Origin of the sequence: Paenibacillus azoreducens, assembly GCF_021654775.1 — a bacterium.
In the GTDB taxonomy this organism is placed as follows: Bacteria; Bacillota; Bacilli; order Paenibacillales; family Paenibacillaceae; genus Paenibacillus_AQ; species Paenibacillus_AQ azoreducens.
The window spans coordinates 2,657,039-2,679,386 of record NZ_AP025343.1 but is presented as its reverse complement, the minus strand read 5'-3'; the positions used below and the strand labels follow the sequence as shown (position 1 = coordinate 2,679,386).

The following is a 22,348-nucleotide window of genomic DNA, read 5'->3' as shown; positions in this document are numbered from 1 at the left end:
TATTTTTATAACTAATGCTGCCCTTTAGCTCAACAGTAAGCCATCCGTCGAAGTCTGGCGTTCGTATCCTTCACAGAAAACAGGCATGAGGAATGGCCAATCTTAAAAAACCGGAAATCCATGTTTTCATAGATTCCCGGTCTTTGAGTATTTGGGTAGTTATTCAATCCACATCGTCGAACGTCAGCTGTCTGCCGTCCAGTTTTTCAAATAAAAGCTGCGTTTCCTCTTCCAAATTTTCCGTAATTTCAAACAATTCCGGTTCCGGAAGCGCCTGAAGGTTGGGCAAACCAAAATAATCGAGAAACGACTTCGTCGTTCCGTAAAGAATCGGCCGGCCAATGGCCTCGGCACGTCCCGTCTCTTCAATCAAATCCTTGTTAACCAGCGTCTGAATGGCACGCTCCGATTTGACGCCGCGGATCTCCTCAATTTCCACGCGCGTAATCGGCTGGCGGTAAGCGACAATAGCCAATGTCTCTAGCGCGGCTTGGGACAAAGAAGAACGGGACGGCGAATAAGCCATCTTCTGATAATAATCCGCATGGTCTCCCAGCGTTGTCAGCTGGTAGCTGCCCGCGATTTGCACCACCTGAATGCCGCGCTGCTGGCGCTCGAAGTCTTCCTGCATCTCCTTTAGCGCATCGGCAACAAGCTCCGGACGGTGGTCTACGATTTCCGCGATCTGTTTGACGGTCAATCCTTCGTCTCCGGCCAGGAACAGCATACCCTCAATAATCGACTTCAATTTCGGAAAGTCCATGAACCTGATCCCCCCCTTTCCATTCCATCACAATATCGTCGAACAGTTTTTCCTGGTAGCACATAATCTGCTTCATCTTCATCAGCTCCAGAATGGCCAGGAAGGTGACGACGATCTCATGCCGGATCATCTCTTCATGCAGAAGCCTCGAAAACAGCACTTTCCCGCCCGGCCCGGACTGGGCCAGCACATCGACAACCTGCCGGATCCGGTCTTTGACGGATATTTCGTCACGCTGAATTCGAGTATACGCGGTTCGATTGACCGCCTTGCGCAGAGCCTTTTGGAATGCGGCCATCAGATCCTGCACGTGAAGCCCGCGAACCGGGTTCTCCGTCACCGCCGGCATCCATGGGGTTAAATCCTCAGGCTCCTTGGCATAGATCAAGCTCCGCTCCATTTCCTGTTCCTGCAGATGCTTCGCAATGCCTTTATATTTTCGGTATTCAATCAGCTTTTGCACCAGTTCGGCCCGCGGGTCAATATCCTCTTCCTCGTAAAAATCCATTTCATCCATAACGAAAACCGGCGGCTTTGGCAGCAAAAGCTTGCTTTTGATGGATAGCAGCGTGGCGGCCATTACGAGAAACTCGCTTGTGATGTCCAGTTCCAGCTCCTGCATGTTATGCAAGTACTCCATGTATTGGTCGGTGATCTCACTGACGGGGATATCCTGGATATTGATTTCCGCTTTGTCTATTAGGTGAAGCAGTAAATCGAGCGGACCCTCAAAAGTCTCCAGCTTGTATAATACTGTGTTCACGGTTTATCCTCCGTCCATAAAATAAGCTCATATTATTTTTTCTACTATACTATATTAAAAAAATTTAGGGCCCCGTGTAAAGGCACTCTGCCAAATAAGCACCAATTCGCCATGTTTCGCCAGGTTCTTTGAATGGATTTCCGCAAATATTTTATAGAATACATCGCCGTTGCCCCCTCGCAGGCATTTCAAATATATAAAATCAAATTAAATTTCAGATCAACGTCGATCGATGTTATTTTCATAGAAGATAGATCGCCTTGATCACATCTTATAAGAAAAACGTCTATCGACGTACTTTCTAGGAAGACAGACCGCATTTAGCGGATGTTTTTCTTGCGATTATAGGATTTCTTAAGCTCCGCTTAAAATTTATAAATTCTATAATCTTAACAAAAAAAGACACCCCTTTGATCGGGGCGCCTTCCTGCCGATTCCTCTAAAATGCTGATTACTTAAGCTGCTTCGCCAGATTCGCCATTTCGATCGCTGATACGGCGGCTTCATATCCTTTGTTGCCCGCTTTGGTACCCGCGCGCTCCACGGCCTGCTCGATACTGTCTGTCGTTAACACGCCAAAGATAACCGGAATGCCTGTGTTCAGACTGGTAGCGGCAACGCCTTTTGCCACTTCGTTGCAAACCACATCATAATGGGAGGTGGCTCCGCGAATGACCGTTCCAAGCGTAATTACCGCGTCGTATTTGCCGCTTTGCGCCATTTTGCTGGCGACCAGCGGAATTTCGAAGGCTCCGGGCACCCAGGCGATGTCGATTTCGTCTTCGCCCGCGCCATGCCGCTTCAATCCATCCAATGCGCCGCTTAGCAGTTTGCTGGTAATAAATTCATTAAATCTGCCTACTACAATTCCGTATTTCAGTCCGCTCGAAACCAGATTTCCTTCATATATATGTGCCATGTTTTATCAACCTTTCGTGTATGATTTTTTCAGCTCAATACTTAAATAATTGATATTATGCGAGTATACCGCTGCGCCGTCTTTCGCTACTGAAACCAGGAAACATTATTGCGGCAAAAACGCAGCCATTTCAAATGTAAAGAAACACCATAACGTTATTCTGGCGAAATCGTGCATAAATCCTCATTATTTGATCAAATAGCGTTCTCTAGTTTCGTTGGAATCTTGGAATGGGCTATTTTGCTCAAATAGCGATGGGCAGTTTTGTTAAGCAATTCACTAAATATTAAGCATATGTCCAAGTTTGGTTTGCTTCGTATGAAGGTAACGGCTGTTATCCGCTCCGGCCTCCATCTGGATCGGCACCCGTTCGACAACCTCCAGGCCGTGCCCCTCAAGCCCTTTGATCTTCCGCGGATTATTGGTCAATAGCCGGATTTGGCGAATGCCCAAATCTTTGAGAATTTGCGCTCCGATTCCGTAATCTCGCAGATCCGCCGGGAAACCCAGCTTCAAATTCGCGTCTACGGTATCCAATCCCTGCTCCTGCAGCTCATACGCCTTCAGCTTGTTGATAAGTCCGATTCCCCGGCCTTCCTGCCGCATGTACAACAGCACGCCCGCGCCTTCCGCTTCGATCTGCCGCAGCGCCGCAGCCAATTGCGGGCCGCAGTCGCAGCGCAGGGAATGAAACACGTCTCCGGTCAGGCATTCCGAATGAACCCTCACAAGTACCGGCGTTTCGCCGGAAATCGTCCCTTTTACCAGGGCCAGATGCTCTTTGTCATCGACTTCGTTGGTATAAGCAACGGCCCGGAATACTCCAAAATCCGTCGGCAGGCGAATGTCCGCTTCGCGGCGGACCAGCTTCTCCCGTTGATTCCGGTATTTGATCAGTTCCTGGATCGATATCAGTTTGAGGCCATGTTTTCGCGCAATCAGCTGCAAATCCGGAAGTCGCGCCATGGTGCCGTCTTCATTCATGACTTCGCAGATGACGCCTGCCGGAACCGAGCCGCTTAATCTGGCCAAGTCCACCGCAGCTTCCGTATGGCCGGCCCGGCGCAGCACTCCCCCGTCCTTCGCGATCAGGGGAAACATATGTCCGGGACGGCGGAAATCAGCGGCCTTAGCTTCCGGATCGATCAGCATCTTCGCCGTCAGCGACCGCTCGTAAGCCGAAATGCCCGTATCCGTATGCAAATAATCAACGGAAACCGTAAATGCCGTTCCATGATGATCCGTGTTCCGGGCCGCCATTGGGGCGAGTTCCAACGTCTGCGCCCGCTCCCGAGTGATAGGCATGCATACGAGTCCTCTGCCTTCCGTCACCATAAAGTTAATGACTTCCGGCGTCGCTTTTTCAGCGAGTGCCACGAAATCCCCTTCATTCTCCCGGTCCTCATCGTCTACCACGATAATGACCTTGCCTGTGCGGAGATCCTCCAGCGCTGCTTCAATCGAGTCAAATTGGAAATGATCCATGATGTTTCGTACCCCCTTTTCGTTTTCCATCCAATCTATCCGTTTATTAGTGTTATATAAAGTTGACCGGATAAGGCAGCCAAGTGAAATGTTCTTTGCCTTTTCCTCATCCTTTTCTTTAGTTCAAATTAGATGGAGCTTACACAAATCCGTTGGCTGCCAAGGTATCAAGCGTTATTCCCTGTCGTCCGGCGCTGCCTGCAGCACGTGATCCCAGCAAAGCATGCACGTATTTGCCGATAATATCGCATTCGATGTTTACCACGCGGCCCGGCTTCATACCGGATAAGCTTGTTGCTTCAAACGTATGGGGAATGACTGACACCCGGAAACTGTCCCCATCAGTCTCCGCGATGGTCAGGCTGACGCCATCCACCGTAATCGAACCTTGCGGGATGATATATACCGATAAATCGGGCTTATCCGGAACGATATCGATCCATACCGCATTTTGTTCATTGGTGACCCTTCGGACCGTTCCCGTCATATCCACATGCCCCTGCACCATATGACCGCCGAATCGTCCGCCCGCCTGCATGGCCCGCTCCAGGTTGACGCGGCTGCCCGGCTTTAGCAGCCCCAGATTGGAATGGCGGTATGACTGAGGCGTGACATCGGCGGAAAAACCGCTGCCGTGCACCTTCGTCACCGTCAGACATAATCCGTTTACCGCAATGCTGTCGCCGATCCGAACATCGTCCATAATGGCAGATGCCTTGATGTTCAGCACCATGGCCTCGCCTTGTCTAGCGACTCCATCCAAACTGCCGATTTCTTCAACCAATCCGGTAAACATGCCGTTTCCTCCTCCTATTGTTTTTCGTTATCCGGCCACACCGGGATTCCCGAAATACATACGTTATCTCCGACCTGCTCGATTTCCAAAGCATCCAGTGTGATAGCATCCGCCATTTGGTGGATGCCTTCAAACATGAAATTGTCCGGCGCCGCTTTGCCGCCGATGATCTTCGGGGCAAGATAGAGGATAATCCTGTCCACAAGCCGCTCTTTAAGCAAAGCTCCGTTTAGCGTTCCGCCGCCTTCTACAAGAATAGAGCCAATCTCCATGCGGCCAAGCTCTGTCAATGCGGTTTTGAGATCGACAGCAGGGCCGCTTCCGCAAACTAGAATCTTTACTCCGCATTCCATGAGCAGCTTTGCCTTCTCGGCATCATGCCGCTCCGTCGTTAACACGATGACCGGAGTTTCTCCTGCGCTGAAGATCTTGGCCTCAGGCGACAGACCGAGCCGCGAATCTACGATAATCCGGACCGGCTGTATACCATCCACCCCATCATGCCTTGTCGTCAAGCTCGGATCATCCGCTTGAACCGTCCCGATGCCAACCATGATGGCCTGATGGCGATGGCGAAGGCCATGTGCCTGCAGCCTTGCCTCCGCGTTCGAAATCCACTTGCTGTCGCCGGTATCCGCCGCGATTTTGCCGTCCAGCGTACTCGCCGTCTTAATCGTTACGTACGGCATGCCTGTCGTAATATATTTGGCGAATTTTTCGTTCAGACGTAGGGCCCGCTCCCGTAGAACGCCGACTTTGACTTCAATGCCGCTGCGGCGAAGCCGATCGATCCCGGAACCGGCGACAAGCGGGTTCGGATCCTCGCAAGCGACCACCACTCTTTTCACCTTTGCCTCGACCAACAGCTCGCAGCAAGGCGGCGTTTTGCCGTAATGGCTGCAGGGCTCGAGCGTCACGTAAACCGTGCTGCCTTCCGCCTTATCGCCGGCCATCTGAACGGCATGAACTTCCGCATGGCCGCTCCCCCGCTCCAGATGCGTCCCCAGACCGGCAATTGCGCCGTCTTTGACGATAACGCAGCCCACAACCGGGTTGATGCCGGTTTGCCCCTGCGCCCGCTCAGCCATATCTAAAGCCAAGGACATGTAAAACTCATCATTCACCGCCATCTGCACTTCTTTCATCCCTCCTTCCCCTTGAAAATGCAACAAAAAAGCCCTCCGGATCACATCCGGGGGCAGTCATGAGAGTAAGTTGAAGACACGCAAATAAAGCTTCCGCCATGACAAATCATGGACCGGAAAAGGTCGTTATTGTCCTAATGTTATTCACGAATTCATTCGACTAACGGGAATTCTAGGTAAGTCAAAGAAGCAAAATGTCCTGTGACAACTTGCGGATAGAATCCACCCGTACACATCCAACTAAAGCTAATAACCAAAGCCGCCGCTTCAAAAAGGACTAACTCGGCAAATCGCTTTAGTCAAATAACTATATGAATCATCGTGAAAAAAGACACATTCAACCTGCTTTATTGGGTGCATCGCATGAACGGTATGTACCATGCGCTTTCTCTCCTTCTCCCATCCAGACTATACTGTCGGTCCCGGAATTGCACCGGATCCACCGTACGCGGGCCATAGGCCACGCGGCCGGGTCACGGACTAAGATGCTTAAGGTTTTGCGCGTCTATGCGCAAGCAATAAATAAGCATCATCACCGCCGGTAGGGAATTTCACCCTGCCCCGAAGGATCAACCAATAATGCGTATGAAATTATACGGAAAGCTGAGCTGAAATAAATCAAGCTGCTTTCTTAAAAGGAATGTTAACACCTCATTTCCAAAATTGCAACTCAAAATCTAACGAACCGCATCATCTGCACGCAGCGCAAAAAGCCGTTTTCCCATGCAGCATCAAGGTAAAAGGCGGGTTCAATACATTTGAATTCGTTCAGTTCCACCAAGAAAAGAATATTGTGAAATCATGCAGCAATCAGTTCAAAACTTGGGACTCGACGGGGAAAATCGCTTTCAAATCTAGCATGCATTTTTATGCAAAGGTCGGAAGGTATTCCGATAATAATCCCCCCTCTGAACAGGGTTTGTCCTTCAGAGGGGGGATTTATTCACTCTGTATTACTCAGCGTCCCAAACTTTAACTTCTTTCATTTTGTCGCCTTGTTTGACCGCGTCAATATGCTCCATACCATTTACTACTTTGCCGAATACGGTGTGAACACCGTCGAGATGCGGCTGCGGCTCGTATACGATAAAGAACTGGCTGCCGCCTGTGTTTCGTCCCGCATGAGCCATCGACAGAACGCCTTTGGTATGTTTGGTCGTGTTTGTGGCCGTTTCGCAATCAATTGTGTATCCTGGACCGCCTGTACCGTTTCCGACCGGGCAACCGCCTTGGGCAACGAATCCAGGAATGACGCGGTGGAAAGACAATCCGTTGTAAAAACCGGAATTCGCCAGCTTTTCGAAGTTGGCTACCGTGTTGGGAGCTTCTTCAGGCAGGAATTCTATTTCAACGATTCCACCGTTTTCAAGTTCAATTGTACCTTTTTTCATTTGATATTCACTTCCTTTGATTATTTTCGCTACAATAGGCAAAAAGCATTATAAACTAAACTCGCGTTTGCCATCGCTTTCTGATTGTATCTCACTTTGCCCTTTATATGCAATATTTCACAATCATTGCTGATGAATTGCTGCTTCGGCTTCACCTGCGAATTCAACACAAAAAAGATCATTTCCGCATTCCCCAATACAGAAATGATCCTTTTTGTGTTTTGTTCTTTTACCCAATTCTTGCTTTTACACTCGGCCGTCCTTATTTCAGAACAGGCTCTTTGCTGATCCGCTCAGGTATCATATCGTTGCCGATGATATCCTGCAGCGTTTCGCGGCGCACTACAAGGTCGCTATTTCCCTGATGGGCAAATACTACCGCCGGACGGCGGATCCGGTTATAATTGCTGGCCATGGAGTAATTGTATGCTCCCGTGCAGGAGACAGCCAGCAAATCGCCGCGCTCTACCTTCGGCAGCTCCAAATCCCAGATCAGCATGTCTCCGCTTTCGCAACATTTGCCTGCAATGGACACCGTCTCTTCGACAGGTTCATTGGCACGGTTGGCAAGCATCGCTTCATACTTGGATTCATAAAGAGCGGGACGCGGATTATCCGTCATGCCACCGTCAACGGCCACATACTTGCGAACGCCGGGAATGTCTTTGCTTGTTCCTACGGTGTACAATGTCGTACCTGCATCTCCGACGATGCTGCGTCCCGGCTCCACCCAAATTTCAGGTGTTTCGGAGGACCAGCCGGAGAAATGCGTTTTAACCGCATCGGTAATGGCTTTAACATACTGCGCTACTTCTAGCGGCGTGTCGCCTTCCACGTAACGGATGCCGAACCCTCCGCCCAGATTAACCACTTTGAACTGGAATCCAAGCTCCTGATCGATCCGCCGCGCGAAGTCGGCAACTTTTTGAACGGCCAGCTCAAAACCGTCAACCTCAAAAATCTGGGAGCCGATATGCGAATGCACGCCAAGCAGTTCCAGATGGGACTGTTCCATTGCAAGCTGCACGGCCTCGAACGCAGAACCGTTTCCGATGTCAAAACCGAATTTCGAGTCAATTTGACCGGTGGAAATATATTCATGCGTATGGGCTTCAACCCCTGGAGTTACCCGAAGCAGAATTTGCACTCGCACATTTTTTTCGGCAGCCACGCTACCCAGAAGCTGAAGTTCAATCAAGTTGTCGACAACAAAGCAGCCGATTTTGGCGTCAATAGCCATTTCGATTTCATCCAGCGTTTTGTTATTGCCGTGAAAATGGATGCGTTCAGCCGGAAAACCGGCCTGCAGCGCGGTGTAAAGCTCACCCTCGGATACGACATCCAGCGACATGCCCTCCTGGTCCGCGATCCGGCACATCGCCATAACGCAAAACGCCTTGCTCGCATATGCTACCTGAAATTTCAGTCCGGATGCGCGGAAAGCGGATACGTACTCCCGGCAGCGCTGACGCACAAGCTCTTCATCCACGATGTAAAGCGGCGTTCCGTACTTGGCCTTGAGCTCTGTGACATCGCATCCGCCAATCTCCAGATGTCCGGCTGCATTGATTTGACTTGTACCATGTAAGAACATTATTTAGCATCCCTTCGCTTTCTGTGTTGAAAAATGTAATTCATCCATCAGAACTTTTACATCAGTATAGCAGAGAACGAAAGAGAATGAATGGATTTTTATGCAAAACATTTGTATTATTTTTACTATTGTTCGTTATTATCCGGATTTGGCGCCATCCTTGTATTATCTCTCGTTTTGTTAAAAGAAGGCCTTTTCTTCGTTTCAAGCACCGGAAAGCGAAAGAGAAAGCCGGCCATTGCCTTTGTGTTAAAAGGTATAAATGGCCACAAATACGATGAATTATACGAACGATGCAGCGTGAGCAGCAAAATTAGGAGCGTTGTGCCTACGACAAATCCCTGTACCTTGAAAATAGCTACCGCAGCCAGAAGCACCAATCGAATCAGCCTGTTCGCCAGGCCAAGCTCATAACTCGGCGTTGCGAACATGCCGATCGCGGCAACAGCCATGTAGAGGACGACTTCATTGATAAACAATCCCGATTTGACGGCTATATCGCCAACCAAAATCGCAGCGATGAGGCCCATGGCCGAAGCCAGCGGAGTCGGGGTATGTACGGCGGCAAGCCGCAGCAGGTCGACACCGAATTCGATCAGCAGAAACTGGGCGATCAAGGGAATCTTGCCTTGTTCATGCGGACCGATAAAATCCAAAAATGGCGGCCTCAGCCCGGGATCTATGACCATCAGCATCCAAAGCGGAAGCAAAAACATCGAGGCGAATATCCCGATAAAGCGGACCCATCTTAAATAGGTGCCCATAAAAGCCGTCTGCCGGTTTTCTTCGGCATGCTGGCATAAATCAAAAAAAGTCGTCGGCATAAGCATAACACTCGGCGAGGTATCAACGAAAACCGCCACCCTGCCCTCCAGCAAATGGGCAGCTACCACATCGGGCCGTTCCGAGTATCGGACCAGCGGATAGGGATGCCAGCCTTTATTGATAATCGCTTCTTCCAATTGTTTATCCGCCAGCGGCAGCCCTTCGATATCGAGTCCCTTGATTTTCTCCCTGATCGAGTCCACCTGCACTTTATCCACGATATCGTCAATATATGCAATACATACATCGGTCCGCGTGCGGCGGCCCACCTGAACGAGATCGGCTTTCAAACCAGGGTCGCGCACCCGTCTGCGGACAAGCGCAATGTTGCTCAGCAGCGTTTCGGTAAATCCGTCCCTCGCTCCCCTGACCACCCTTTCGATGCTTGGCTCCTCCGGGCTTCTCACAGGGAAGGTACGCGTATCCATCACAATCGCCGCTTGCTCGCCATCGATGAATAATGCGGACATGCCCATCAGCACCTTGTTAATCGTCGAGCTCAGCTTCTTATCGACTTCAACTTGAATGTGGGGAATATAACATTGGAAAAAGGATCTGAGCGCATCCGTAGAAAGCTGGTCGGCCGACAGATACGTTAACCGCTTTAGAATCTCTAGCATGATATTATCTTTGGCAAACCCGTTGACGAAAAACAACCCCGTTTTATGACCGACCAGAATCATCTCCCGGAAAACAATATCAAAGGAGCTTCCAAGTCCCACAACTTCCTGCAGTGTTGCCTTCGTCCGTTCAATGCTGTCCGAGACGTCGTCGGTTTGCTGCCAATAAATGACGGATTCTTCTACTGAATCGGATGATTCAGCTTCCTGCTTCTTCTCGAGCGATTTATCCTGAGCGGGCTGCTCTTCTCCGGTTGACATGCCTGATTCTTCTTGTCCGCTGTCAAAATCCTCATTTGGATTCTTGGTTTTCTCTTTCTTTGCACCAGAATCATCATGAGCGTTATGACGCATTGGCAGGCCCATTTCAGATGGATCTTTGGCTCCTCTTTGTTCATTTTCCTGTTCGTTCATGTTCCACCCGCACCTTTCTCTTGCGTTGTTGTCCACCGTACCTTTCGCATCTTACTTTCTGTAAATAAACCAATCAAAAAGCGAACCGGCAATCTTTCCGGTCACCATGGCCATCATGAGACCAAATAAATAATGTATCATATTCAGCCGTTTGGCTAAAATCGGAAGCACGTTAAGCACTTCAGTTAGTGCGGCTGCCAGCAAACCGACAAAAATTCCGTTAAACAAACCAACGACCAAACCGGCCCAGGATCCTAAGGAAAGCGTCCAGTTCCAGAAATCGAAAACCGTTCCCAGCAGCGACCCGGCAACCATCGCCCCCTCGTACCAATGAACCTGATGATAGGATCTCGTAAGCTGAGCCAGCCGCGGAATCATGTCAAGCACGATAAAAAGCGCAATAACCCCGCCGCCTATCGCAATGCCGCCCGCAATGCCCAGCAAAATTTGCACGAACCAACCAAGCACTAAACTCAAGGCTTATCACCTTGATTTTGGGACATCCTCATCCGCTTATATTCCTCGGCGACTACAAATTGATCGATATTTTCCTGGTAAAGGTACATCTCGACTTCAAGCGGCGTCGGTTCCTCATTCCATTTTTTCTTGAACAGATGATTAAAAAAAATCACCATGCCAAAACCGATCCCGAATGAATACGCCGCCTGAAACAAATAAGGATGCTCATCCCGCCGACCTGTCAGCATTTCAACCGTCCGGATCTGCACCTCCTGCATGTTGACGTCCGCATGAAAGTTCATGATGGTAAGGGCCGAACCGAAAAACAGCAGCACCCATACAAGCAAAAACAGCAGCAGCGACGGCTTTTTGGAAGCTTTGACGACTTCCACCAAAACATGGGTTTGCCCGATCGGCTCGATTATGACGCCCGGTATAAGCTTTTGTACCAGAGGAATGATGTGCATAAGGTCAATAAGCAACAGGTTGCCGTCCCATGTTTGCGGCCGGGCCAGCTCCAGATTGCGAAGCGGCGCCTCCCACTTGGGGTCGCACAAGATTCGGGCGACATGCCCGAGCGTAACCGTTCTCCCCTCGGTAATAGGGACGCGGCTGCGCAGTTGCAAGTACACCGTAGGGGCAGAATTCAAAGACATCCCACTCACTCCTTTGCTGCTTCATTGACCTTAGTATTGGGAAAACCGCTTCTTTCTAGTCAGAATCTGCAATTTGCCCATGAACAGGGACCCTGCGCATGTATCCCCAGCAAAGATCAACGAATGAAAAAAAGACCGGCCAAGGCATGAACCTTGACCGGCCCTCATCAAAGGAGCCAATATTCTCGAGCCGCTTCTTCACTGCGCAATCTGATCGCGAATAAGCTGCAATATTTTCTTTTCCAGCCTTGATACCTGTACCTGGGAAATCCCAAGCCTAGCCGCGACCTCCGACTGGGTCTGGTCACGATAATACCTCAGGTAAACGATCAGCTTTTCGCGTTCGGAAAGGCCGTCAATCGCCTCATTTAAAGCAAGTTTGTCAAACCACCGTTCCTGCGAATCATCGGCAATCTGATCCATGAGCGTGATCGGATCGCCATCGTTCTCGAATACCGTTTCATGGATGGAGGTCGGCGGCTTGTTCGCTTCCTGGGCGAATACCACTTCTTCCGGCGTCACCCCAAGCTCCTCAGCCACCTCTTTAACGGTCGGCAGGCGGTCCAGATGCTTCGACAACTCATCTTTTTTCTTCCGGACCTTGTTGGCCATTTCCTTCAGCGACCGGCTCACCTTAAGCGTGCCGTCATCCCGGAGGAAGCGCTGGATTTCTCCGATAATCATGGGTACAGCATAGGTTGAAAATTTAACATCGTAGCTCAAATCAAATTTATCAACGGACTTCAACAGACCGATACAGCCGATTTGAAACAAATCCTCCGGCTCATAACCGCGGTTCATGAATCTTTGTACAACGGACCAGACGAGACGGATGTTGCAGTTTACCAGCGTATCGCGGGCGGTATTGTCTCCGGCCTGGCTGAGTGCGATCAGGCGTTTGACTTCCGCATCTTCCAAATAGGTCTGCGAAGGTTTTTTCAGATCAGCATCCATATGCCCAACCCCTAATTATACAAAGCTTTCTTGGATTCAATCCTTTTCTTCATCCTGATCGATGTGCCGGAGTCGGGTTCACTCGAAACCTCGAATTCGTCCATGAAGTTCTCCATGATGGTAAATCCCATCCCAGATCTCTCCAGCTCAGGTTTTGACGTGTAAAGCGGCTGCCTGGCCAGATCCAGATCCTCGATTCCGGCTCCCTTGTCTTCGACGGTGATCGTGACTGTATCGGCAATGATTTCGGCGGTAATGGTAACCATACCATCCGGATTTCCGTCGTAACCGTGAATAATGCTGTTCGTCACCGCTTCCGAAATAACGGTTTTCAGGTCGCTTAATTCATCCATGGTCGGATCCAGCTGGGAAATAAACGCCGCGACCGTAACTCTGGCAAAAGATTCATTTTCCGATTTGGCCGAGAATTGGAGCGTCATGAAATTGCGCTGCGGTTTTTTATTCTCCGTCATGACACGACCTCCAATCCTGAGAGCGCCTGACCCTCGTTATCGTAAATTGGCATGATCTTAAACAACCCGGACATGTCCAGCAGACGGTAAACCGCCTCATTCACGTCGCATAGAGCCATTTTACCGCCTTTGCTTTTGATCAGCTTGTACCGCCCCAAAATAACACCCAAACCGGAACTGTCCATAAACTGCAAATGTTTAAAACTGAGCACCAAATGCTCTATTTGTCCTCTTTGGATGGATTCATCCAACTGTAAACGGACATGGTCGGCGGTATGATGATCCAGCTCGCCTGATAAACGGACAATCAGTGTTTTGCGGTGATGCTCCATTTCCACATGCAGATTCACGCCTGCTCACTCTCCTTCCTGTCGCTTGAACAAGGATTTCTACGAAACGAAAAGAGATTCCTGCCCCCCGACAAAACTAGAAGAAAAACGCTATCAATCTACAAGGAATAACTTGGAGAGCGTCCGCTTGAACAGCTTCCACCATCCCGCCTTACCTACTTGCTCCGGCGATTTGAGCTCAAATTCCTTGAGAACTTTGTCGCCCTGGTATACCACCAGCTTGCCCAGCACTTGCCCTGCCTGAATCGGCGCCTTCACTTCTTTCGGCACCTGCAGTTCATGGCGGATGCCTTCAGCTTTAGCGTTTTTCTTCAGAAGTACGCTATATTTCTGCCCGGCGGCAAGCGTCAGCTCTTTGACATCGCCTTTGTTGATTTTCACCGTTCCGATGACGTCACCCGGTTTGAAAATGGTATGCATGCTGTACTGGGAAAACATGTAATCGAACATCTTGGATACTTCCTCATTACGCGTCTTGGTATTCGGTTCGCCGAGCACGACCGCCACTACTCTCAAATCGCCTTTGGAGGCCGTCGCCGACAAACAGAATTTCGCTTCGGAAGTATATCCCGTTTTCAAACCGTCAGCACCGGTATAAAAGCGGACAAGCTTATTTGTATTAACCAGCCAAAACGGCTTTTTCGAATCTTTCCGCAAATAATCCTGATACGATCCGGTATATTTTGTAACATCCTTATGCTTCAAAAGCTCGCGGCTGATGACCGCAATATCATGGGCTGAAGAATAGTGATTATCGGCAGGCAAACCGTTGCAGTTGACGAAATGGGTATCCTTCAGGCCCAGCGCTTTCGCTTTATCATTCATCATCTGCACAAACTCTTCTTCGGTTCCGGCAATTTTTTCCGCAATCGCCACCGAGGCGTCATTTCCCGATGCCATTGCGATTCCTTTCAGCATGTCGTCAACCGTCATTTCTTCGCCCGGCTCCAGGAAAATTTGCGAGCCTCCCATGGAAGCTGCATATTCGCTTGTGCGTACCATATCAGTCAGTTTTAATTTCCCGGAATCGATGGCTTCCATGGTAAGCAGCATCGTCATAATTTTGGTAATGCTGGCTGGCGGCAGTTTATCATGGCTGTTTTTCTCATAGATAATAGTTCCCGTATCCGCATCCATGAGGATGGCGGACTTTGCGTTAGCCGCCAGATCCGCTTGAACCGGCCCTTTAGCCTTTTCCTCGGCGGATCCCGTCTGCGGTAAAGCCGCAGCCGAAAGGCATAGCGACAGCATCACTGCCAATAGCGTTTTTCTCAAAAAAGTCCCCTCCTGACCTCTGGTCATTTTCAGATAAAAGAATTTTGCGAATTCAAAGATCAAACGGCCTGTGCCGCTTGCGCAAAATTCTAATATTGCTGCTGTATTCCAGTGTCGTCAGGTTCAAAAGAAAATATTCCATTTCTAGCGAAGAATCGAAAGAAAATTTGAATCTAAAAGAAAAACATCTATCGACGCAATCTCTAAGAAGATAGACCGCTTTGGGCGGATGTTTTTCTTGCGATTATAGAAACCTTATAGCTTTCTATAATCTAAAAAAATCCGCAGGCATCAAACCTGCGGATTTTTACGGATAAATCATAATATTGGATTGTACTTCTATTAAGCTACATGTTCGGAATAACCGCGAGTACCAGACTCAGAAATTTTTCACGTACGCGTTCCGTCGTTTCCATCACTTCATCATGCGACAGCGGCTGATCGAGAATCCCCGCAGCCATGTTGCTGATGCAGGAAATCCCCAGCACTTCAAGTCCGGCATGACGGGCCACAATCGTTTCCGAAACGGTAGACATGCCTACAGCGTCGGCACCCAACGTACGCAGCATTTTAATTTCAGCCGGCGTTTCATAGGTTGGACCAAGCATTCCCGCATAAACGCCTTCCTGCACGCTGATGCCTTTTTCTGCCGCCAGATCCTTAAACAACTTGCGCAGGCGACGGCTGTACGCTTCAGACATATCCGGGAAACGCACGCCAAGCGCGGAATCATTCGGGCCGATCAATGGATTTTTGCCGGTGAGATTCAAATGATCGGAGATCAGCATCAAATCTCCAGGCTCATAGGATGTGTTCAGGCCTCCGGCAGCATTGGTGACGAGCAGGCTCGTTACGCCCAATTCCTTCATGACGCGGACGGGGAATGCCGTTACTTCGGGACCGTACCCCTCATACATATGGAAACGTCCCTTCATCATGACCACGGCACGGCCTTCGATATTGCCCAGCAGCAACTCGCCGTCATGCCCTTCCACCGTCGACACCGGAAAATGAGGAATATCGTGATACGGAATCGAGATGCCGTCCTGAATCAAATCCGCGAGAATGCCGAGACCGGAACCCAGAATAAGTCCCACCTCCGGTTTCAGCTGCGTTTTTCCCTGAATATAAGCCGCAGCTTCTTGAATGACTGCTTGGTTAATTGTTGTCATGCATAGATCTCTCCTTCAAATGGGTTGAATACGCGCGTTCCCGCGGATGATGGTTTTCGTACACATCTTTCATCGCTTTTTTGGTTAACGCCCCGTACAGCGGAGCGATAGACAAATCGCTATGTCCCAGCATTTCCTGTACGGACCGGATATCGGCGCCGTCTTCCAAGAGATGGGCCGCAAAGGAATGGCGGAGCGTATGCGGGGTAATGCCCTCGCTAATACCGGATTCCGCGGCGTATTTCTTTAATATTTTCCAAAATCCTTGCCGGGTCAGCCTCGTCCCTAGATTATTCAGGAATAGCCCCCGTTCTTCAGGCTCTTTGGCCAGCTTCGGCCGCATTTGCCTGATATATGTCCCCACGGCTTCCGCCGCCATGCTGGTAATCGGCAGTACCCGTTCTTTCCCGGAACTGCTTGTACACCGGACAAATTTGAGGTCCGGATTCACATCATTCAGATTAAGCGCCGTCAGCTCCGATACCTTCATGCCTGTGGCATATAAAACTTCGAGCATGGCCTTGTCCCTCAGTCCCGGCGGAGTAGTGATATCAGGCGCCGCCAGCAGGCTTTCAACCTGCTCGACGGTCAACACATGAGGCACTTTCTTCTCAAGCTTCGGCGTCTCCATATAAAGCGTCGGATCGTGCTCCAGCAAAGACTCCTTAACCATGTAATGAAAAAAAGAACGCAGCGATACCAGCTTGCGCGTCAACGTAGACGAAGCGAAGTTTTGGCTTTTCATCTCGTTCATATACATGGAAATATGGATTTTCTTAATCTCTTTTGCCGACTGAATCCCCTGCCGCTCCACAAACTCCAAAAATTGCAGCAGATCGCGCTCGTACGATTCAAGCGTGCTGCGAGACAAACCTTTTTCTTCGCCAATATAACGAATAAAGGATTGGACATACTGCATCATTAGTTGAAAAGCTCCCTCAAGAATAGATTAGCCGCTCCACTCAATGTTTCGACAAAAAAGCTCCGGTTTCCTGCTTAACGCTCCCTATTCCCCGTACCAATAAAAGAAACGCAATCTATCCCCCATCATTTCGCCTGTTTTCGGCCGGTCCGATGGCTGGAAAGCCTTTACAGCATGACCTTCGGGAATCCGGTAATGGTCTACCGGCGTTATCCAGGCACCGATCAGGCCGAACAGCTGGTATAACGTATAAGTTAAAACCGCAAACACAAGCAAAAATTTCAAGTATGACAGACATTTGCGCACCGATATAATCATGCGGATCTCACCCCCGAACAAAAGTAACAGCATCAGAAGGCAATAGAGGCCTTCCTGATTCAGCTTATGATACCTTGTCCAGCGGTATGACCAACAGCGATTTCAGCCACCCAAATAACCCCATAAAGAGTATCGGAAAGAAGTCTGACGCCCTTCAAAGAAGGGCGCTTTTGCGGAGCAAAAGTACTGAGCGGAGCCAATACTTCGGTGCTTATTCCAAATCCTTTAAGGGGACCCTAAATTCTATAATCTCAAATCTCAAAAAAGCCCCCTCCGGCAGGTCATGCCGGCGAGAGCTTCTGATCTTTAGCCGATCAAATTTCCGATTCGTTCAGGCCTCCGGTTTATTGCCGTTATCGCTGCGTTCATTTTCTTCTTTTTCCTTGCAGCGGTGGCAAACCCCATGGAAATCAAGCCGATGATCGGAAACGGTAAAATTGAATTCGCGTTCGAGCCGCTCTTCCAGCGGACCCAGCCAGTCCTCGCGAATTTCGTCCATACTGCCGCATTTTACACATATAAGATGATGATGGTGATGCTTTGCTGTATCCGTTCGCAAATCATATCGGGCAACGCCGTCGCCGAAATTGATTTTTTCAACGACATGCAGTTCACTGAGCAGCTCAAGGGTACGGTAAACGGTAGCCAGACCGATTTCAGGAGCCTTTTCTTTAACGAGCATGAAAACATCTTCCGCGCTAAGGTGATCTTCTTCATTCTCGAGCAAAACTCTGACGGTAGCTTCCCGCTGGGGTGTCAGTTTATAGCCCTGGGATTGTAATTGTTGTTTGATCTTATCGATCCGAGCTTCCATTTTCTCCCTCCCCACAGGAAAAATCACTACACTTTTGCTATATATCACATCTTTCATTATAGGGGGAGTTGCGCTGCAAAGTCAAACGATTTTCCTCACATCAAGGCTGCAGCCGTTTTCAGCAGGGATGGTGTCACCCATTGCATCATGGAAGGCGTTACCCAAGTCTCAAACGATGAAATGCCAAGCATGATAAAGCACATTACTAGGGTTAAACCGACATAAGACATGAAAGGCCGGACGACGTTGACGCGCTTATGCAGCATCACCTTGTTTTTAATCACGTGCAGTGAAAAAGCAATGGCGGATACGCTCGATACGATTAAAACCGGTATGATAAGCAGATTGGGGGGAGCCACAGTGACCAAAGCAAACAGCAGGCCTTTCCATGAAAATTCAGCGATGAGATAACCGACCGTAAAACCGATCAGCACGCCTTTAAGAAAATCAAGGATAAGTATTCCCGGCAGTCCGATGATCGACAATCCCAGAAACCAGATGAGGCCCACCCATTTCAAATGCAGGCCCGCAATGCTCCAATAAGACTGCGCGGCACCCATGCCTGTATGGCTTTGATCCACTGTAACAAAAAAATTTTGCAAATACCGCCCCAGGTCCTGCTGCTGTTCAAGCGACAACGCATTGACCATAAGCGCACCGAAAATGACACCCACAAGAAACAGGACAGCCACAAAAATATACAGCACCGTTTGCTGCTTCAAGGTATGGCGGAAAGTTCGCATACAGGATTCCCCCTTCCTATCACATACCTCTACTCTATGAAGACAAGCTGCAAACTATGTCTTGTCGGTAGATGAATCCGCTACCTTGCCGTAAGTCCCGCCTCCGCCGGATGTCAACGCTAGAAGGCCGTTTCTCGCTTTCACGATCCTCTCCGCCAAGCCGCTGCCTACGACTTCAGCCAACTCGGATTCAGAAGCCCGATGCAAAATCGACATTTCTGTGCCAAAATGCTCCAGCAGCTTTTGCATCGTCGCTTTTCCGAGTCCCGGAATGAATTCTAGCGGAATCTGATAGTGGTATGGGGGACGGTCCGCAGGATTCCAGGATTCCTCCCGGTCGGCGATATCCAGTATCCGGTCCAGAACCCCCTGGACTTTTTTCACGCTGCCGCAATGCGGGCATGCTCCAGTAACGGCTTCCTCTCCGCTTTGGATGTGTCCGCATCCCAGGCAATAAGTGCGGTGATACTTTCCCAGTCTCGGATTCAGGCCGAAATTTGCCGTTACGCCGCGGCCCTTGGCTTTATTCAGCGCCAGAACCCATTCATCAAAGTTAGGCTCGGCCATCCGGATCCGGTTATATTCCCTGCCGATCTTTCCGAGGGAATGCGCGTCCGAATTCGTGACGAACGTAAAGCCGTCGAGTTCGGAGAGAAGTCCCGCCATCTCCGAATCGGCGCTGAGTCCAAGTTCCACGCCGCTGATCATCGCGGGATCGAGCACTTCGGACATCCGCGGCGCGACATTCCCGTAGATTCCTTTATGAGGTGTAAACACATGTGCCGGTATCATAACGCCGCCCCGCGCGTAAATCTCTTCCTGGAGCTTGCGGGCGGGAACATAAATGCGCTGCGAACTGAGGTTTACATTTTTCATATGCTTGGCCATCCATGCGGTGAAATGCTGCATTACCGGCAAATTGGGGAAATATGCAAGCAAATGTGCCGCGCCGCGGCCTTCCTCAAAAATTTCGATTTCGCTGCCAAGAAGGATGGTTGTCCCTCTGTATGAAATCCCACCGCCCTGCAGTTCGGTCATTTCGCCCGAATGCAGGCAATCCATGATATCCTTTTGCACCTCAGGCGAATGGCAGTCGATGATTCCGATCAGATCCATGCCTTTTCGTCCGGCCGCTTCCTTGGCGATATTAGCGAAGGTCAAATCCTTGCTGCCGCTGATCTTTACGGCTTGGCCGGATGTTGTCTGTCCGATGTGAATATGCAGGTCGGCATAATATTCCTTGAGCGGTTGGCCCTTGTCATGAGATGAATTCAAAGTCTCAATCATCATAAACCGAAAACTCCCGTCGCCTGCTTCAGCTTCCATGCATATACAGCCAGCATTGTTTTAGCGTCACTGATTTTTCCCAACGCGACGGCTTCTTCCGCTTCCGCCAATGTCAATTCATAAAGCTCAAGAAATTCATCATCATCGGGAGCTGCTTCACCCTTGCGAAGCTCCTCTGCGATATAGAGATGTATAATCTCGTCGGCAAACCCCGGCGAAGTATAAAAAGAATGCAAAAGCTTGATGTTATCGCAAACATAACCGGTTTCCTCCTGCAGTTCCCTTTTGGCAGCTTCAAGCGGATCTTCACCTTTTTCGAGCTTGCCTGCCGGAATCTCCAGTTCGCAGCGACCCATAGCCTGCCGGAACTGGTCGACCATAATCATTTTGCTGTCATGAACCGCAAGCACGGCTACAGCACCGGGATGCTTTATAATCTCCCGCTTAGCTGTGCTGCCATCCGGCAGCCGAACCGTGTCCACCTGCAGAGAAATGATTTTCCCTTCATATATGGGCTCTGTGGAGACCGTTACTTCATCCAGTCTATCATTGGAATGCATATATTTTTTCAAAGTTTCATCTCTCCTTATTTTAAAAACAAGCATGTTTGTGCAAGCTGACTCATATGGTGTTATTATAACAAACTTCAACAAGGAAAGAGGGAAGCGATGATGAAGAGCTATCGTACCGAACATTCCTTTCATATGGTTGGACAGGCTTGGCAAATCCGCATCATGCTGAAGCAGTGGATGAAGGAATATGGGCCCCATGCTCCTTTGACCGAATTTTTGGAAAGATCGAACATCAGAACAATGAGATAAAAATGGTTCTGTTGCACTATATTTGAAGATAACTCGGAAAATATGAAAAATAATCGCTTATGCCCTGTTTTTTTTCAAATTTTTCTCGTGTCTGTATAACTTAAGACGGCATAAGTTGTTATATATAGCGGGGGGGTCTATATGAAGAAAGAACAATTCGATTTCTTGCTAAAGTCCCAACCCGAATCTCCTGCACAGCATTATAAATTAGGCGTTTGGTATCGTTCCCGCGGCTTGGCCCAAGAAGCGCTTCATTGTTTTGAAAAAGCACTTTCAACTGAAAAAAATCTTTCCGACTTCGGAAAGCAAGCTTTTGACAGGTACGAGTGCCTGCTGGAATACGGCAGACTGCTCCGGCAGCTCGGCAGGATGGAGCTTGCGATTACAGCGTTTCGAGAGTGCCTGGCTAGGAAGCGATACGCCACGGAAGCTCTGATTGAAATCGGAACCATGCTCCATCAGTCAGGGACAAGCGACTCGGAAATCCGCCGCCAACTGACCGCAATCGCATCGGAACTGATGGAAGATGACATCTTCCCCATTGCAGAGACGTTGTGGCACCTTGGCGCTTATTCATCGGCGCTGGAACTTTACGAATCCCACAGCCTTCACGCGGACTTGAATGACATCAAGCAGTACCGCTATATACTATGCCTCATTTACATAAACCGGTTTAAGAAAGCACTTTCATTATTATTACGAAAAGCCATGCACCCTAATGACGTGCTTCTGGTCACAGCCCAGCATACGGTTCGGGCCGCGGAAGCCATAAACGTTTGCAAATGGTGTCTGCATGGCATGAACGGAGGTATCGGTTTGTCCAATTTATCCAGATATGAAGCTTTGGAAACCGCCAAAACCGCAATTGCCCTCGGCAAAATCAATGAAGCGTGGGAGATGCTGCCGAGTCCGACCGCCCATGAATACAACGAGCTGATCTATACGCTGTACAAGCAGGGTTATCGTGAACTGGCCGCGTCCTTAATCGCACAAATGGAGCAGCTTCCGCTATGTGACCGCAGCCAGATTTCGCTTGATATTTGCTTTATTGCCGCGGAAATTGAATATGACACAGGAAATTATGAAAAAGCCGCCGCCATTTTTGAAGCCATTTACGGCACGGATCCCAATCATTCAACAGCAAGGTTCGGAGCCGCTTCCTGCTATTTGCAGCAAACCCGGAAATCCTTGATGGCTAGACTGGAAAGCACTATAGTCGGCAGCGAAATGTTCATTAAAATCGAACGTTATTTGGATAATATCTCCCGTGCCTTGCAAATTATGAATATAACGAATTGGCATACGAAGTGGACTCCGGCTCAAAAACGGAACCATGCTGCTAATCCTGGGGTTCTGCTGCATTAAAGCCAATATACCCGCCCGTTTCAT

24 protein-coding genes and 1 riboswitch are annotated in these 22,348 nt (G+C 49.4%); of the genes, 2 read left to right on the top strand and 22 right to left on the bottom strand.

What is annotated here, in order from left to right; translation table 11 throughout:
- Positions 1–163: 163 nt before the first annotated feature.
- From scpB to L6442_RS11390, 22 genes are all read right to left on the bottom strand, one after another.
- Positions 164–763, bottom strand: coding sequence for an SMC-Scp complex subunit ScpB (gene scpB / locus L6442_RS11495; protein WP_194230221.1), 600 nt, complete (start codon positions 761–763; stop codon positions 164–166).
- Positions 732–1,526, bottom strand: a complete 795-nt coding sequence (locus L6442_RS11490) for a segregation and condensation protein A (RefSeq protein ID WP_212978457.1) — start codon at positions 1,524–1,526, stop codon at positions 732–734. The genes scpB and L6442_RS11490 overlap by 32 nt, the downstream gene beginning before the upstream one ends.
- Positions 1,527–1,977: 451 nt before the next feature.
- Positions 1,978–2,445, bottom strand: coding sequence for a 6,7-dimethyl-8-ribityllumazine synthase (ribH, locus tag L6442_RS11485; protein ID WP_212978458.1), 468 nt, complete (start codon positions 2,443–2,445; stop codon positions 1,978–1,980).
- A 279-nt stretch (positions 2,446–2,724) separates the two neighbouring features.
- Positions 2,725–3,930 (bottom strand): bifunctional 3,4-dihydroxy-2-butanone-4-phosphate synthase/GTP cyclohydrolase II, encoded by a 1,206-nt coding sequence (locus tag L6442_RS11480; protein ID WP_212978459.1) that lies wholly within the window; start codon positions 3,928–3,930, stop codon positions 2,725–2,727.
- A gap of 139 nt (positions 3,931–4,069) precedes the next feature.
- A complete protein-coding gene (locus tag L6442_RS11475) occupies positions 4,070–4,726 on the bottom strand; it encodes a riboflavin synthase (RefSeq protein ID WP_212978460.1) in 657 nt (218 codons plus the stop codon).
- Positions 4,727–4,740: 14 nt separating this feature from the next.
- Entirely contained in the window at positions 4,741–5,871 is a 1,131-nt protein-coding gene (gene ribD / locus L6442_RS11470) for a bifunctional diaminohydroxyphosphoribosylaminopyrimidine deaminase/5-amino-6-(5-phosphoribosylamino)uracil reductase RibD (protein ID WP_237100285.1), read from the bottom strand.
- Between the two features lie 387 nt (positions 5,872–6,258).
- Positions 6,259–6,444: riboswitch (FMN riboswitch) on the bottom strand.
- A gap of 380 nt (positions 6,445–6,824) precedes the next feature.
- Positions 6,825–7,262, bottom strand: a complete 438-nt coding sequence (locus L6442_RS11465) for a peptidylprolyl isomerase (protein WP_194230226.1) — start codon at positions 7,260–7,262, stop codon at positions 6,825–6,827.
- A gap of 262 nt (positions 7,263–7,524) precedes the next feature.
- Entirely contained in the window at positions 7,525–8,856 is a 1,332-nt protein-coding gene (lysA, locus tag L6442_RS11460; protein ID WP_212978461.1) for a diaminopimelate decarboxylase, read from the bottom strand.
- A gap of 125 nt (positions 8,857–8,981) precedes the next feature.
- Complete coding sequence (locus L6442_RS11455; protein WP_237100382.1) at positions 8,982–10,562, bottom strand: spore germination protein; 1,581 nt, start codon at positions 10,560–10,562, stop codon at positions 8,982–8,984.
- Between the two features lie 204 nt (positions 10,563–10,766).
- A complete protein-coding gene (locus L6442_RS11450; protein WP_272880332.1) occupies positions 10,767–11,192 on the bottom strand; it encodes a stage V sporulation protein AB in 426 nt (141 codons plus the stop codon).
- Entirely contained in the window at positions 11,189–11,830 is a 642-nt protein-coding gene (locus L6442_RS11445; RefSeq protein WP_194230228.1) for a stage V sporulation protein AA, read from the bottom strand. The genes L6442_RS11450 and L6442_RS11445 overlap by 4 nt, the downstream gene beginning before the upstream one ends.
- Positions 11,831–12,028: 198 nt before the next feature.
- The gene (sigF, locus tag L6442_RS11440) at positions 12,029–12,784 is read right to left on the bottom strand and encodes an RNA polymerase sporulation sigma factor SigF (RefSeq protein ID WP_194230229.1); all 756 of its coding nucleotides are present in this window, start codon (positions 12,782–12,784) and stop codon (positions 12,029–12,031) included.
- Between the two features lie 11 nt (positions 12,785–12,795).
- A complete protein-coding gene (spoIIAB, locus tag L6442_RS11435) occupies positions 12,796–13,257 on the bottom strand; it encodes an anti-sigma F factor (protein WP_194230230.1) in 462 nt (153 codons plus the stop codon).
- The gene (spoIIAA, locus tag L6442_RS11430; protein ID WP_212978462.1) at positions 13,254–13,607 is read right to left on the bottom strand and encodes an anti-sigma F factor antagonist; all 354 of its coding nucleotides are present in this window, start codon (positions 13,605–13,607) and stop codon (positions 13,254–13,256) included. The genes spoIIAB and spoIIAA overlap by 4 nt, the downstream gene beginning before the upstream one ends.
- A 93-nt stretch (positions 13,608–13,700) precedes the next feature.
- Positions 13,701–14,882: a D-alanyl-D-alanine carboxypeptidase family protein gene (locus tag L6442_RS11425; RefSeq protein WP_194230232.1), complete on the bottom strand. Its 1,182-nt coding sequence runs from the start codon at positions 14,880–14,882 to the stop codon at positions 13,701–13,703.
- 347 nt (positions 14,883–15,229) lie between these two features.
- Positions 15,230–16,054: a purine-nucleoside phosphorylase gene (locus tag L6442_RS11420; protein WP_212978463.1), complete on the bottom strand. Its 825-nt coding sequence runs from the start codon at positions 16,052–16,054 to the stop codon at positions 15,230–15,232.
- Positions 16,041–16,976 (bottom strand): site-specific tyrosine recombinase XerD, encoded by a 936-nt coding sequence (gene xerD, locus L6442_RS11415; protein ID WP_212978464.1) that lies wholly within the window; start codon positions 16,974–16,976, stop codon positions 16,041–16,043. Before xerD ends, L6442_RS11420 begins: the two co-directional genes overlap by 14 nt.
- Before the next feature lie 84 nt (positions 16,977–17,060).
- The gene (locus L6442_RS11410) at positions 17,061–17,294 is read right to left on the bottom strand and encodes a DUF4227 family protein (protein ID WP_212978465.1); all 234 of its coding nucleotides are present in this window, start codon (positions 17,292–17,294) and stop codon (positions 17,061–17,063) included.
- Positions 17,295–17,625: 331 nt separating this feature from the next.
- On the bottom strand, positions 17,626–18,108 hold the full coding sequence (gene fur / locus L6442_RS11405) for a ferric iron uptake transcriptional regulator (RefSeq protein ID WP_212978466.1): 483 nt from the start codon (positions 18,106–18,108) through the stop codon (positions 17,626–17,628).
- Between the two features lie 95 nt (positions 18,109–18,203).
- Positions 18,204–18,851, bottom strand: a complete 648-nt coding sequence (spoIIM, locus tag L6442_RS11400) for a stage II sporulation protein M (RefSeq protein ID WP_194230237.1) — start codon at positions 18,849–18,851, stop codon at positions 18,204–18,206.
- 54 nt (positions 18,852–18,905) lie between these two features.
- A complete protein-coding gene (locus L6442_RS11395; protein WP_212978574.1) occupies positions 18,906–20,138 on the bottom strand; it encodes an endonuclease Q family protein in 1,233 nt (410 codons plus the stop codon).
- Positions 20,138–20,743 carry an NUDIX hydrolase gene (locus L6442_RS11390; protein WP_373871806.1) on the bottom strand — a complete coding sequence of 202 codons (606 nt, stop codon included), beginning with the start codon at positions 20,741–20,743 and terminating at the stop codon, positions 20,138–20,140. Before L6442_RS11390 ends, L6442_RS11395 begins: the two co-directional genes overlap by 1 nt.
- 63 nt (positions 20,744–20,806) lie before the next feature.
- Here L6442_RS11390 and mciZ point away from each other — a divergent pair, with 63 nt between their 5' ends.
- Positions 20,807–20,959 (top strand): Z-ring formation inhibitor MciZ, encoded by a 153-nt coding sequence (mciZ, locus tag L6442_RS11385; RefSeq protein WP_373871807.1) that lies wholly within the window; start codon positions 20,807–20,809, stop codon positions 20,957–20,959.
- A gap of 141 nt (positions 20,960–21,100) precedes the next feature.
- The gene (locus L6442_RS11380; protein ID WP_212978467.1) at positions 21,101–22,324 is read left to right on the top strand and encodes a tetratricopeptide repeat protein; all 1,224 of its coding nucleotides are present in this window, start codon (positions 21,101–21,103) and stop codon (positions 22,322–22,324) included.
- Positions 22,325–22,348 lie beyond the last annotated feature (24 nt).